Source organism: Archangium gephyra (genome assembly GCF_049060025.1).
In the GTDB taxonomy this organism is placed as follows: domain Bacteria; phylum Myxococcota; class Myxococcia; order Myxococcales; family Myxococcaceae; genus Archangium; species Archangium gephyra_A.
In genome coordinates, this window is the sequence record NZ_JBMEQQ010000002.1 from 5,115,428 (window position 1) to 5,129,418 (window position 13,991).

At 70.4% G+C, this 13,991-nt stretch carries 9 protein-coding genes; 3 read left to right on the plus strand and 6 right to left on the minus strand.

Translation table 11 applies throughout. From position 1 onward, the window contains the following. Positions 1-7: 7 nt before the first annotated feature. From ACN28I_RS22235 to ACN28I_RS22245, 3 genes are all read right to left on the minus strand, one after another. Positions 8-1,219 carry a hypothetical protein gene (locus ACN28I_RS22235; protein ID WP_420943956.1) on the minus strand — a complete coding sequence of 404 codons (1,212 nt, stop codon included), beginning with the start codon at positions 1,217-1,219 and terminating at the stop codon, positions 8-10. Between the two features lie 820 nt (positions 1,220-2,039). Beyond that, complete coding sequence (locus ACN28I_RS22240; RefSeq protein ID WP_420943957.1) at positions 2,040-2,936, minus strand: tetratricopeptide repeat protein; 897 nt, start codon at positions 2,934-2,936, stop codon at positions 2,040-2,042. 37 nt (positions 2,937-2,973) lie between these two features. Then, positions 2,974-4,770, minus strand: a complete 1,797-nt coding sequence (locus tag ACN28I_RS22245) for a protein kinase domain-containing protein (RefSeq protein WP_420943958.1) — start codon at positions 4,768-4,770, stop codon at positions 2,974-2,976. Between the two features lie 335 nt (positions 4,771-5,105). Here ACN28I_RS22245 and dtd point away from each other — a divergent pair, with 335 nt between their 5' ends. After that, positions 5,106-5,573 carry a D-aminoacyl-tRNA deacylase gene (gene dtd / locus ACN28I_RS22250; protein ID WP_420943959.1) on the plus strand — a complete coding sequence of 156 codons (468 nt, stop codon included), beginning with the start codon at positions 5,106-5,108 and terminating at the stop codon, positions 5,571-5,573. A gap of 23 nt (positions 5,574-5,596) precedes the next feature. Here the strand turns inward: dtd and ACN28I_RS22255 are convergent, their stop codons facing one another. Continuing rightward, positions 5,597-6,058: a PTS sugar transporter subunit IIA gene (locus ACN28I_RS22255; protein ID WP_420943960.1), complete on the minus strand. Its 462-nt coding sequence runs from the start codon at positions 6,056-6,058 to the stop codon at positions 5,597-5,599. A 216-nt stretch (positions 6,059-6,274) separates the two neighbouring features. On the opposite strand from ACN28I_RS22255, the gene nagZ reads away from it, so the two are divergent. Beyond that, the gene (nagZ, locus tag ACN28I_RS22260; RefSeq protein WP_420943961.1) at positions 6,275-8,086 is read left to right on the plus strand and encodes a beta-N-acetylhexosaminidase; all 1,812 of its coding nucleotides are present in this window, start codon (positions 6,275-6,277) and stop codon (positions 8,084-8,086) included. Between the two features lie 3 nt (positions 8,087-8,089). On the opposite strand, the gene hpf is transcribed toward nagZ, so the two are convergent. Together hpf and ACN28I_RS22270 are read right to left on the minus strand one after the other, a co-directional pair. Beyond that, a complete protein-coding gene (gene hpf, locus ACN28I_RS22265) occupies positions 8,090-8,752 on the minus strand; it encodes a ribosome hibernation-promoting factor, HPF/YfiA family (protein ID WP_420943962.1) in 663 nt (220 codons plus the stop codon). Between the two features lie 232 nt (positions 8,753-8,984). Continuing rightward, the gene (locus ACN28I_RS22270) at positions 8,985-10,511 is read right to left on the minus strand and encodes a PAS domain-containing sensor histidine kinase (protein WP_420943963.1); all 1,527 of its coding nucleotides are present in this window, start codon (positions 10,509-10,511) and stop codon (positions 8,985-8,987) included. 143 nt (positions 10,512-10,654) lie between these two features. Here ACN28I_RS22270 and ACN28I_RS22275 point away from each other — a divergent pair, with 143 nt between their 5' ends. Continuing rightward, complete coding sequence (locus ACN28I_RS22275; protein ID WP_420943964.1) at positions 10,655-12,217, plus strand: ATP-binding protein; 1,563 nt, start codon at positions 10,655-10,657, stop codon at positions 12,215-12,217. Positions 12,218-13,991 lie beyond the last annotated feature (1,774 nt).

Consider the following 13,991-nt stretch of genomic DNA (forward strand, 5'->3'; position numbering starts at 1 on the left):
CCGGGCCTCACCCCCGCGAACCTCCCCGGGCCACGCGCGTACGGCGCGGCGACAGCAGGGCCAGCACCACCAGTCCGAGCGCTCCCGCCACGCCGCCGCTCCCCGTGCTGCCGCAACCCCAGCCGAGCGGAGCGAGCACCTCGACCTCGCCGTCCGTCCCGGCTCCTCCATCTCCACCGCCCGGCACCGGCACCGGCACCGGCACCGTGAAGCCCGGCGACGAAATGACCGGGGAGCGGCCGCCCACGCCATTGATGGCGCGCACATGGGCGTAATAGGTCATCTCCGGCTGGGCCACCTCGCTGGCGGTGACCGTCGTCGTCACGAGGTCCGCGCGCTGGAAGGTGAGGTCCGGACCGGGGCTCCCCTGGGTGGAAATGGCCCACTCGTAGCCAACGACGTCCGTCTCCTCGTCCACGAAGCCGGACCACTGCGCCGTCAGGTGGCCCTCGCCGTTGAGCGTGAGGTTCACCGTGCCCGCTCTCGGGTCCGAGGTGTCCGTCACCACCCGGAAGAGGAAGCCGTTCTCCTTCTCGCTCGCTTCACGTTCGAAGCCCGACGTGGCGCGCATCAGGTCCGCCGCGAAGGAACTCCCGCACAGGGTGAGCATCCCGAACGGGCTGGCGGCCACCCCTCGCACCGACTCCGCCCCTCCCGCCAGGGAGTTGGACCCACCCAGGTAGGAAATCCAGAACGGCGTCTTCTCGCCCGGGAACCACATGGCGACGAAGCCCTCGGACGAACCCGAGTATTCGGTGTCCCAGCCATACAGGGTGGCGAAGTCCCTCGAGGATTCCGTCGAGCCTCCGATGAAGACGTTGTGGTTCACGTCCATCGCGGCCTGGCCGGTCGTCTCGTCGAGCGAGCCCGCGCGTCCCACGGCCTGCACCGTTCCGGCCAGTGAACCCCCCACCGACTCCAGCCGGAGCACGTAGACGTCGCCCGTTCTGTCACGCGCGGCGAAATTCGAGGAGTTCGTATTGCCCACGACGATGAGCTCCGTGGTGTCACCGCGCACCAGGAGGTCGCGGACATCGTCCTTGCCGTCGCCCCCCACGTAGAACAGCCACTCGACCTCACCGGTGTCGGAACGCAGCTTCGTGACGAAGCCGTCGTCCGAGCCGGAATGGAAGGACGAGCGGAACTTGTCCACGGTCAGCTTGATGTCGTTGGAACCGATGATTCCGCCCAGGTAGACGGCGGACCCCTCGAGCGCCACCGCGAAGCCCTCGTCGATTTCCGAGCTTCCCGATGAGCCGCGACCACGTGATGGCCGGAACGTTGTCCGAGGAAACATCCACCCGGGTGACGAACGCATCGGACACATCGGCACGGGAGTAGCGCCCGGTCTGACTCGGGAAGTCGTCCGAGGCGGTCTTCCCGGCGACGTACACCCGGTGGTTGACCGTGTCCACCGCGAGGTCCAGGCCCTCGTCCGAGCTCGTGCCACCCAGGAACATGAACCAGTTCAGCGTGCCATCCGCCTCGGACAGCTGGGCAAGGAAGGCATCCGAACCACCTGCCGCGTACTCACCGTAGGTGCGCCCGGCGCCCGAGGCGGAGTCCAGGGAGGAGCGAATCTTCCCCACGACATACAGCGTCCCGGCCGGACCGCGAGCCACCCGCATGCCGGAATCACCGTCGGTGTCGGCGCTGCCAAACACGCGCACCCACTCCAGGGTCTCTCCGTCCGCGCTGACCCGGGCCACATAGGCATCCCGGTTCGTGGTCACGGAGGGCAGGCCCGTGGTGCCCAGGAAGCCGATCGAATTCGTCGAGCCCGTCACGAAGACATCGCCCCGCTCGTTGGTGGTGACGTCCTCCGCCACGTCGGTCTCCGCTCCACCCAGGTACGTGTTCCAGGTGACCTGGGGCTCCCACCTGGGCTGCGCGAGGGCCGGGGCCGGCAGCAGGGCGAGCGCGAGTGGAACGAGAGCGGCGGCCATGACGGCGCCGCGAACGATACGAGCGGACACGAAGCTTCTCCCCATCGGTAGAGCGGACAGCGATCCCCCAGGCTCCCCGGTCAAGGGAGACACCTAGAACAGATTGAAACCCAGGCCCGTGGAGGCCACCAGGGTGACATCCCGGAAACGATCCTGGTCGCTCACCCTCACCCTGTACTTCTCGATTCCCACGTCCAACAGCCAGGTGAACCAGGGCAGGGGCGTCAGCCGCACGCCCACCACGGCTCCTCCCCCCACGCCCACCCCCAGTACGCCCGTCCCCCGCAGACCCACCCGCGGCTGGAACATGCCGCGGCCGAAGAGATAACCCACGTCCAGGCTCAACCCCCACCGCCCCTCGGGACCGGGCAGCAGCCGCGCACTGGTATCCAGCGCGCCGAAGCCCAGGGTGGCGCCCACACCAAACCCCCGGGAGCCCTGGCCCAACATATCGACGAAACCGGTGACCTCCGGACGCAGCCGGAGGGCGGAGGAGCTGGGCTCGACGGGCGCCGGGCCCGGCACCTCGTCCCGCGGCATCTCCGCCAGCTGGTCGCGGGCCGCCTGCTCCTGCTCACGCCGGCGCCGCTCGGCATCCTCCTGGGCGGCGATCCGGTTGAGCTCGGCCTGCTCGGCCTCCTGGCGCCGCCGCTCGACCTCGATCTGGGCACGCACCTTCAGTTCCAGATCCACCAGTTCCGGCGGGAAGAGCGCGGGATCCACCCGCTGCTCCGGGTAGGTGCGCGCCAATTCCTCGAGCTGCAGGAACGCCTCGTCCTCCTTCTCGAGCGCAAGCAACGAGGCGGCGAGGTAGACGCGCGCCAGAGCCCGTTGCTCGTCGGTCCGCCTGGGGTTGTTGATCTCCTGCTTCAGCGTGCGGCTCGCCTTGGCGTACTCCCCCCGTTGATAGAGCCGGATGCCCGGCAGTTGCGCCGCCCAGGTGGACAGGGGGAGGAGCAACAGCAGCAGCAAGAGCGAACGGTGAAACATGGGAAATGGCGGCTCCTGGAGGAGAGGGCGTCTCTTCTTACCCGGCGGGCATGCACGGGGCGTTGATTTCGAGCGTCTCCCCCGGCTTGATGACGATGTCCTCTTCATGCCTCTTGACCCTGGGATTGCCAAGAAGCCCGAGGACATGCGGCCCCGAGGGCAGGGGCAAGGAGTATATCGGGGCGCGGCCCCTGCGCTTGCTGTCGACGTACACGTCCGTCCAACACTTCGCGGCGATGACCCGAAGCCATCCATTCGCACTGGAAGGAGAACGGGGCTTCACGACAGAGGTCGCATTTTGCTGTGCGGAATTCGGCTCGGTTTTCTCGGGAACCGGATCCGGGACCGTGGCCACGGTCTGAGAGGTGGGCGGCGTCTCCGGCTGAACGGGCGTCTCGACCCGGGGCGGAGGGTCCGGCGGGGTGGGCTGGGGCTGCGGCGTCGAGCCGGTGGCGGCCACCGGGTCCTTCGACGCGGCCGTCCCCGGCACCTCCGGTACGGCCGGGCCGCTGTCGCGATTGGAGACAACCACCCCCGCGCCCACACCCAGGAGGACCGCCGCCAGCCCCACCCCCATCAGCAGCTTCATGCGGGAGTTGGACGCGACGGGCGCGCGCAACTCCTGGACCGGAACCACATCGGTGGTGGGCGGAGTACGGGGGGCGGCGGCCTGCGGGCGCGCCTGGGGACGTGCCGCCTGAGGGCGCGCGACCAGCGCGGGGCGGGCACCGGGAACGGCCACCGCCGTCGCCTCGGACTCCGGCGGAGCGAGGGCCGGGCGTGAGCCGGTGAGGACCTTCGGGGCCTCCACCGTCTCCGCGGGAGGCGGGGCCGGCGTGCGCGCGGCACGCGGAGGCGCCACGGGGGCCTCCTGCCGCGGAGAGGGGCGCGAGACGGGCTCCGGCATCGTCCGGGCGAAGCCGGACAACTGCGTCATGTCCACGGCCAGCGTCCGGGCGATCGTCTTCAGCTCGCGCGCCACCGCCTCGGCCGAGGCGAACCGCTCCTCGGGCTCCTTCGCCAGCAGCCGCAGCACGAGGGCATTGAGCTCCGGCGGCAGACCCTCCACCAGCGAGTCCGGCGAGGGCGGCTGGGCCTGCACCTGCTGGATGGCCACGTGCATCGGCGAGTCGCCCCGGAAGGGCAGCCGGCCGGTGAGCATCTCGAAGAGGATGATGCCCACCGCGTACAGGTCGGTGCGCGGACTCACCGGCTGGCCACACGCCTGCTCCGGCGCCATGTACTCCGGGGTGCCGACGATCATGCTCGCGCGCGTCTGCGGCGTGGGGCCGTTGGGCGTGGTGCCCTGCTTGGCCAGGCCGAAGTCGAGCACCTTCACGTACTCGGAGCCGTTGGACTCCAGCACGAGGAAGATGTTGCCCGGCTTGAGGTCGCGGTGGATGACGCCCACGGCGTGCGCGGCCGACAGCGCGCCGAGCACCTCGATGATGAGCCGGACGGCCTCGGCGGGCGGCATCGGCGCCCGGTCCAGGATGACCTCATCGAGCGGCCGGCCGTTGAGGTACTCCATCACCAGGTACTGGCCGATGCCCGGGAGCGTGCCGAAGCCGAAGATGTCGATGATGCCGCGGTGGCGGATGGCGCTCACCGCGCGGGCCTCGCCGACGAGGTCTCTCGAGCGCACGCCCTCCGAGGAGTCCGGGCGGATGATCTTGATGGCGACCTTGCGGCCGATGACCGGGTGCTCGCCCTCGTAGACGACGCCCATGCCGCCGCTGCCGATGCGCCGGCGCACCATGTACTCGCCGATGCGCTGGCCCACCATGATGTCCTTGCGGACGGTGGACTCCCACTCCGCCTCGGGCTCATCCACGGAGGGGTATCGCTCCTCCACGGGGCCGGTGGGCGCCGGGCCCATCACCGTCTTGTCGTCCGGATGGGACTCGATGGACAGAGGAGTGCCGTCACGAGGGCATTCCTTCGCCCCTTCCGGATGAGACCCCCCACAGGTGCGACAAGGTCGCTGAACAGTCATGCGGTCGCGCATCCTATGTCACCCCCCGCGGCAGGTCATCTGGGCACTCGGGGGATGTCCGCCCCGAGGGCAGGCATTGCCTGGGGAATCCACCCTGGGTACGTTCGAGGCCCACTGGTTGTTCCCTCGCCGGCCAGACAATCGGCCAGAGGAGCGCTGGGAACGAGCACGATATGAAGGCAGTGGTCCAGCGGGTCCTTGAGGCCTCCGTCACCGTCAACGGCGAGCGCGTCAGCCAGGTGGGCCCGGGGCTGCTCGTGCTGCTCGGGGTGGGCAAGGGCGACACCGAGGCCGATGTGGCGTGGATGGCGGAGAAGCTCGCCACGCTGCGCATCTTCGAGGATGCGGCGGGCAAGATGAACCTCTCCCTGGAGGACACCTCGCGGCAGCTCATCGTCGTGAGCCAGTTCACCCTCTATGGGGATGCGCGCAAGGGCCGGCGGCCCAGCTTCATCGACGCCATGGAACCGGCGGGCGCCAAGGCCCTGTACGAGCGCGTCTGCGAGGTGCTGCGCGCCCGCGGCCTCACCGTGGGTACGGGCATCTTCGCGGCGGACATGAAGGTGGCGCTCGTCAATGACGGCCCCGTCACCCTCCTCCTGGAGAGCCCCGGGAGCGTGGCGGCGCCCGCCGCGCGCTGAGCCGGCCGGGGACACGGCCCCCTTCAGGGCCGGGCGTCTTCCTGGACGATCAGCGCGTGGATGTCCGCGGCGGAGGCGGCCTCCAGGATGGAGGCGCGGAAGCGGGGATTCTTGAAGAGGCGCGAGATGCGCGCCAGTGCCTTGAGGTGGACACCGGCACTGTTCTCCGGGGCGACCAGGGCGAAGAAGAGGTGGGTGGGCTTGCCGTCGATGGCCTCGAAGTCCACGCCTTGGCGCGAGACCCCGAAGGCGGCCACCAGGTTGGTGAGCCCGGGCAGCTTGCCGTGGGGAATGGCCACACCCTCGCCGATGCCGGTGGAGCCGAGCTTCTCGCGCTCGCGCAACACCTCCACCAGGCGCTCCTCCTTCAAGGAGGGATGGGCCCGGGCCAGCACGGCGCTCATTTCGCGCAGCACCGCCTGCTTGTCGCGGGCCTGGAGGTCCGCGATCAGTGCTTCTGGGCTGAGGAACTCGGAGATTCGCAAGCTGGCGCTCCCGCGGTGGCGCTCCCTAGAGCGGGCAATTACTCCTGACCCTCGATTCGCGCAAGGGTCGCCTGCCTGCCCTGTCCTCATCCGGGTGGATTCTTCCCCCATCTGCACGGTAGCCGAATGGTCCGGGGTGGGCCTGGAAGGGCCTCTTCAACTTCTCCGGCCAGAAAATGGAGGGGGCGAAGGGCTCGTCTAGGCTCCCGGCCCACCGTGTTCCCCCGGCCCCTCCGCGCACTCCTCCTGCTGCTCGTCCTCTGCTTCGGGGCCTGCGCCACCACCTCCGGCCCGCCCGAGGCCGCCGCGCCCCACCTCCCCACCCAGGCCGGGGAAGAAGCCACCCCGGTGCCCCCCTCGGCGGAGGAGGTGCTCCAGTCCCGCGTCGAGCGCCTCATGTCCCGCCTGTCCGTCGAGGACAAGGTGGGCCAGTTGATGATGGTGGGCTTTGGCGGCACCGAGGTGGACGAGTCCGTGGAGGCGCTGGTGCGCGGCCGCCGGGTGGGGGGGGTGTGCCTCTTCCGGCGCAACATCGCCAGCGGCGAGCAGGTGGCCCGGCTCAACGACGGCCTGCGCCGGCTGCTGGCCGACGCCATTCCCCCCTTCCTCGCGCTGGACCAGGAGGGGGGCAACGTGGTGCGGGTGAAGGACGGCGTGGTGGTGCTGCCCGGCAACATGGCGCTGGGGGCCACCCGCTCGGCGGAGCTGGCCTACGCCGCGGGGCTGGCCCAGGGCGAGGACCTCAAGCGCCTGGGCTTCAACATGAACCTGGCGCCCGTGCTCGACGTCAACCTCAACCCGCGCAACCCCGTCATCGGCATCCGCTCCTATGGGGACTCGGTGCCGCTCGTCTCCGAGCTGGGGCGCGCCTTCGTGCGCGGCCAGCAGGACGCGGGGCTCGTCACCGTCGCCAAGCACTTCCCCGGCCATGGCTCCACGGACGCCGACAGCCACACCGCCCTGCCCGTCATGCGCGAGTCCCGCGAGGAGGTGCTCGCGCAGATGGAGCCCTTCCGCGCCGTCATCCAGGACGGCCTGGACGGGCTGATGACGGCCCACGTGGCCGTGCCCGGCCTCACCGGGGACGACCTGCCCGCCACCGTCCACCCCCAGGTGCTGGAGGGGCTGCTGCGCCAGCGGCTCGGCTTCGACGGGCTGGTGCTCACCGACGAGCTGGAGATGGACGCCATCGCCCTGCGCTACGGCGTGGGCCGGGCCGCGGTGATGGCGGTGAAGGCCGGCGCGGACATGGTGCTCGTCCCCTGGCGCGCGGAGAAGAAGACGGAGGTGTACGAGGCCCTCATGTCCGCGGCCTGGAGCGGAGAGCTTCCCCCGGCGCGGCTGGACGAGGCCGTGCGCCGCATCCTCACCTCCAAGCTGCGCCGCGGCCTCTTCGAGCAGCCCCCCCTCCTGGAGGAGCGCCTGGCCACCCCGCCCTCTCCGGAGAATGCCGAGGTGGCCCACCGCATCGCCCGCGCCGCCGTCACCCTGCTGCGCACCGACGGCAAGCACTTCCCCCTCTCCCCCGGGGCGCGCCTGGGCCTCATCACCCCCGAGCGCTCGCTGGGCGAGGCCCTCCTCGAGCGCTCACCGGGCGCCCAGGTGCTCAACGTGCCCGCCTGGCCCACGCAGGCCCGCCGGGCCGTGCTCCGGCAACAGGCGCGCCGCCTGGCGCTCGCCTCGGACGTGGTGGTGGTGGGGATGATCAACTCACGCCAGCTCGAGCTCGTCACCATGGCCGCCGCCACCGGACGCCCGGTGCTGGTGGTGTCCATGGGCCTGCCCTACCTCACCGAACAAGCCGACGAGGCCCGGGCCGTGCTGGCCATCTACTCGTACCAGCCCGCCGCCACCGAGGCCGCCGCCGCCGCCCTCTTCGGGGAGATCGGCACACCGGGCCGGCTCCCCGTGGGGCTGAGCCGGCTCGCCTTCGGTCACGGACTGGATTCGCCGGTTCCCCGGCGGACCGCCGCCGCGCCAGCCGCCGCACCCTTCCAAGACGAGCGGAAGGGCGGCGGCGCGCGCTAGGACTCAGCCCGCGGTGGGCGTGGGCGTGGAGCCGTGCGTCGCGATGAGACCGTACTGCCCGTCCTCCTTGCGCCGGTACAGCACGCAGACCTCGTGCGTGGTGGCGTGCTGGAAGACGTAGAAGTCCTGGTTCATCAGGTTCATCTGCATCACCGCCTCGTCCACCGGCATGGGCTTCACGGTGATCTCCGAGGTGCGCACGATGCGCGTGGTGGACTGCGCGAGCTGCTCGGTCGCCGGCAGGCTCGGGGCCGGCGGCTGCGCGGCGGGAGCGGGCTCGGCGGCCTCCTCCAGCATATCCCCGGGCACCTCGAACACCTTGTGGCGCACCTTGAGCTGGTTCACCAGCCCCTGGCGGTGGTGCACGCGGTCGCGGCCGTGGTGGTTCTTGATCTTCTCCTTGTACTTGCGGAGCTGCGCTTCGATCTTGTCCATCGCGAGATCGATGGACGCGTACATGTCCTCGCTCTTCTCCCTGCCGCGCAGCACCCAGGAGCCGGAGTGGATGGTGATCTCCGCATGGTGCAGGTGCCGCTCGAGCGACAGCACCACGTGAGCCTCACCGGCTCTATCCAGGTACTTGTTCACCCGCTCGACCTTCTCCTTCGCGTACTCCTTGAGGGCATCGGACGAGCCGAACTGGCGGAAGGTGATGTTGAGCTGCATGCGTTGATTGCCTCCGTGGGGGGCTGGAGTGAAACGGCGACTGGTACTCCGGTACAGATCAGAAACGCTCTGAAGGGACGAAAGCAACCCGCCCACTCGAAAGGACGGCTGATCGCACTCCACTCAACAGGCAGTGTTGGCAGTGTCGTCTTGACTTTCCAGCTCGGCTGAACTCCTGAGACGCCCAGTGCGAGTCCCGAAGGCACTGGGAATCAGTGGACGCGCGCGCCGGTTACAAAGGGAGCTCGACCACGAAGGCAGCGCCCCGCCCGCCGGGGCCAGGCTCCACGTGCACCTGGCCGCGGTGTCCCTCGACGATCTGCCGCACGATGAACAGCCCGAGGCCCAGGCCGCCCGCGCGTGCCGCGCCCCGCACCTGCTCGAAGCGCGCGAAGATGCGCTCGCGATCGGCCGCGGGGACGCCGGGCCCCTCGTCGCGCACCACCAGCCGTGCCCCCTCGGAGGTCTTCTCCAGCCGCACCTCCATCGGCTGTCCCCCGCCGTGGCGCAGCCCATTGGACAGCAGGTTCGTCACCACCTGCTCCATCCGCAGCCTGTCGAAGCGGCCCACCAGCCCCGGGGCAATGTCCGCGGTGAGGGACACGCCCGCCAGCCGCGCCTCGTCGCGGGTGCGCTCCACCAGCTCGGACACCAGCGCCGACAGGTCCCCCTGGCTGAAGAAGAAGTCCAGCTTGCCCTGGCGCATGCGCCCGACGTCCAGCAGGTTGTCCACCAGCAGGCCCAGCCGCCGCAGGGAGCGGTCGATGGCCTCCATCCGCGCCCGCACCTTCGGGGAGTCCAGGGTGAGGGAGGCCGCCTCCGCCTCCAACCGCCGCACCATCTGCATCTGCAGCAACAGGCCGGTGAGCGGCGTCTTCAGCTCGTGGCTGGCGAGCGACAGGAAGTCGTCGCGCACGCGCACCGCCTCCTGCAGCGCCAGCTCCGTCTCCTTCAGCGTGGTGATGTCGAGCATGGCGCCGCGCACCACCATGGGCCGGCCCTGGCCATCACGCATCACGGTGGCGCGGCTGGTCAGCCAGTGCCAGGTGCCATCCGGCCACCGGGTGCGGAAGGTGGACGTATAGGCCTTCACGTCGTTGGAGAAGATGCCGGTGACCTGCGCCTCCACCTCCGGACGGTCCTCCGGGTGGAGCGAGGCCAGGAACATCTCGTGCGTCCACGTCTTGAGCGGCTCGGGGTAGCCGTAGAGCCGGTCATGCCCCTCGGAGCGGAACACCTGGCCGGTGGCGAGGTTCGTCTCCCAGACGGCCATCTGCGCGGAGTCGAGCGCCACCTGGAAGCGCTCCCCCAACAGCCGGAAGCGCTTCTCCGTCTCCTCCACCAGCGCCTGGGCCTCCTCGCGCTGGGTGATGTCGGAGGCGAGCACCCACAGCTCCTCGCGCACGGGGACGACGGACACCTCCACCCAGGAGCGCGGCGGCAGCGACGCGAGGAAGCGCGCGGGCTGGCGCGTCTCGAGCGCCGTCAACAACCGCCCATGCAGCGTCCGGCCCGCCAGCGCGGGCACCACCGTCCACGGCTCCTGGCCACACAGCCGCTCGGAAGCCACCCCGAACAACGCCGCCGCCCGCGCGTTGCACTCGAGCACCCGCCCCCGCGCATCCAGCGAGAGGAAGGCCTCGGACATGTGCTCGAGCAACAGCCGCAACCGCTCGGCGGCGGGGAGCGCGGAGCTGTCGGAATGGGAAGCAGGCGCCTGGCCGGAACCGGGCGCGCGCGGAACGGAAGGCGCGCTCACCCCGTCACGGTCGCTGGCACGGGCCCCCCCGTCAAGAATGGAGCACCCCGAGTGAAGGGGAATCGACGGCAGGTGGGTTGGGACGTAGGCGCAACGCTGTTGTATGAGGGCGAACAGAGCCCCCCTGGGATTGCCCCCCCTCCATGGAAAAGACTCCATCCCCCCAGCCCCCCTCGCCCGTCGTGCTCATCGTCGAGGACGACGAGGCCAAGAGGTACATGCTCGCGCGGATGCTGGAGCTGGCGGGCTTCAGGACCCGGGAAGCGGCCACTGCGGCGGACGCGCTCAAACTCGCCCGGGAGGCTCCCGACGTCCTCCTGCTGGACGTGCGCCTGCCGGACCTGACGGGTTTCGAGGTGAGCCGCAGGCTGAAGGAGGACCCGGCCACGTCCTCCATCCCCATCATCCAGATGTCCGCCAACTTCACCACCACGCAGGACAAGACGCAGGGACTGCTCGGAGGCGCGGACGGCTACCTGGTGGCCCCCGTGGAGCCCGAGGAGCTGGTGGCCACGCTTCGCACCGTGCTGCGCACGCACGAGGTGGCCCGGGAGCGCGCGCAGCTTCTGGAGTCCGAGCGCGCGGCCCGCGCCGCCCTGGAGGCCGCCAACGCCCAGCTCCGCACGCAGGTGGACATCCTGGCCAACGTGCACGACAGCATCATCGTGACGGACCTGGCCGGCCGCATCACCTATTGGAACGAGGGGGCCACGCAGCTCTTCGGCTATAGCGCCGGGGAGATGCTGGGCCAATCGCTGGCGGCCATCTACCCGAGCCAATCCCCCGAGGAGCTGGCGGACGGCCTCGCGCGCATCATCGCCGTGGGCGCGCGCACGGGCGAGTGGCTGGGAAGGCGCAAGGACGGAAGCGAGGTGTGGATCAACATCCGCACCGTTCCCATGCGCTCGGCCCAGGGCGAGCCCACCGGTTTCATCGGAGTGAGCCGGGACATCACCGAGCTGCGCGAGCTGCGCGCCGAGGCCCTGCGCCGGGCCGAGCTCGCACAGCAGTTCGTGGGCATCGTCAGCCACGACCTGCGCAACCCGCTCACCGCCATCACCCTGGCGGCGGAGTCGGGCCTGCGCAAGCAGGGCCGGGACGAGGCCACCCAGGTGCGCCTGCTCACGCGCATCCGCAGCAGCGCCGAGCGGATGACGCGCATGGTGAGGGACTTGCTGGACTTCACCCAGGCCAGCATGGCCGGCGGCATCACCCTCAACCCCCAACCCGTGGACCTGCACGAGCTGACCCGGCACGTGGTGGAGGAAGTGCAGTTCGCCCACCCCGGACGCACGCTCCGGGTGGAGTGCTCGGGCGACGGAGTAGGCACGCTGGACGCCGACCGCATGGCGCAGGTCCTGACGAACCTCCTGACCAACGCCCTCCAATACAGCCCGCCCGAGACGCCCGTGACCGTGAGCTGCACGAGCGAGGACGGCTCGCTGCGGCTGCGCGTCCACAACCTGGGCAAGCCCATCTCTCCCGAGGACCTGGCGCGCATCTTCGAGCCCCTGCAACGCGGAGCGTCCGGGATGGACAGCGCCCAGCGCAGCATCGGCCTGGGGCTGTTCATCGTGAAGCACCTGGTGCGCGCCCATCACGGCGACATCCAGGTGCACTCCAGCCCGGAGGCGGGCACCACCTTCACGGTGCGCGTGCCGCGCGGCGAGACTGCCGCGGAGGACGCCGGGTCCTCGACTGTCTGACCCGGCGTCCGTCGCTCACGGGCAGTAGCTCGTGTCCTCGTGCCGGCACGCGTGCAGGTTGCGCGGCACCTCCAGCCAGTAGATGTCCGGCGTGGTGTTCTCGCGCTCGCGCAGCGTCTCGATGAGCGGCGCCTGTCCCACGCCCGGCATCACCACCTCGTAGCGGATGCCGCCCGTCGAGGACACCGAGACGACCGCCGCCGGCTCCGGAGGCGGAGCCCACGCATCCAGCGTCTTGGCGGGCATGTACCCGAGCAGCGTGCCGTCCTCGTCCGTCACCCGGAAACCCTCCGCCTGGTCCGGCAGACCGGTGATGACGTCCGCCTGCCACGAGCGGCTCAGGTCACCCCCGCCCGACAGCTTGCACGCGGAGACGGTGGCCCCCGCGGGAGGCGAGAAGCTCGGCCAGAACACGATGCCGCCCAGCACGGCCGAGCCCGCGGCCGTCTTCTCCTGCAGGCCGCCATACCGCAGGAACCAGCCCGGCCCCTCCATCGTGCCGCGAGGGAGCGCCGCCATCGTGCCCGCGGGGACGTAGCGCAGGGTGCCCAGCTCCGGGTGCAGGTACGTCGCGTAGGCGCTGTCCGGAATGGTGACATCCACCAGCGAGCAGTCGACACCCGGGCCGCAGTCGAAGGCGCCGTCCGTCACGCGCCTGCCGTCGAACGCGACGGCCTCGGTGGCGTTCTCGAAGTGGCGCTGCCAGCCTCCGTATGCGTGGAAGCCGAAGTAGCGGTTGTGCGGCACCTTGCTGGCGTCCGCGCCCAGGTTCAGGTCTCCATGCGAGTCGGAGGGCAGCGAGGCCAGCGTGCACGACCACTCGCCTCCCGTCTTCGCGCACTCGGCGTCGGTGCTGGCGGGCTCCGCCGAACCCACCGCGGGGAAGTAGTACGAGCCGCTGCCGAGGGCCGTGCCCTTGTCGCACCGGATGCGCAGACCGGTGAGCTCCAGGCGCGCGGACGAGCACACCGGTGCCACCGAGCCCGAGAGTGCCCCGGTGTTCTTCACCAGCACCCCGTTGTCGTACTCGATGACGGACGTGCGCAGCAGCCCGTTGATGTCGGCGGTGAGCTCCGCCTTCACGTCGCACTTCATCCGCACGCAGGCCAGCAGATCGTCCGGACCGCAGTTCGTCCCCTCCTTGGAGCGCAGGTGCTGACGGTCTCCCGTGCCCAGGAAGGCGCGCAGCCAGCCCGTCTCCGGCTGACGCACGGTGGAGGCCATGTGGAAGAACGGCTGCTTCTGGAAGTCGCTGCCGCGCGCCATCTCCAGCGAGCGCGCACCGAACCAGTTGTTCACCTGGCCATCACCGCCGAGGACGCCCGGCTCGTGGAAACGGAACGTCCACACCTGGCCGCCCAGGTCACCGGCGATGAGCGTGTCGAAGAAGCCATCCAGGTCCATCTGCACATTCTCCGCGTTACCGATGTCCACCAGCGCCGGTGCGGCCGCGATGGGCTGCATCCGGTCGAGCACCCCGCTCGTGTACGCATCCGACGAGGAGGCACCGGGCCGCGCCTCCGCGGACCACAGCTTGCCGCCCGTCCACGCATCCAGCATGTACACGCCGCGGCCACGCGAGAGGTCCGAGCTGTAACCGCCGTTGAGCACGGCCACCCAACGCTCCTCCCAGCCACGCGCATTGCCCTTCGCGAGCCGCACCGGGCCGATGGGCGGCGGCTTGGGCGCGAAGTTCGTCCACGACTGGCCCACCATGGCCGACTCCGGCTCGCACGCGTTGGGGAACATCCAGCGGAAGGGCTTGCCGTCCGGC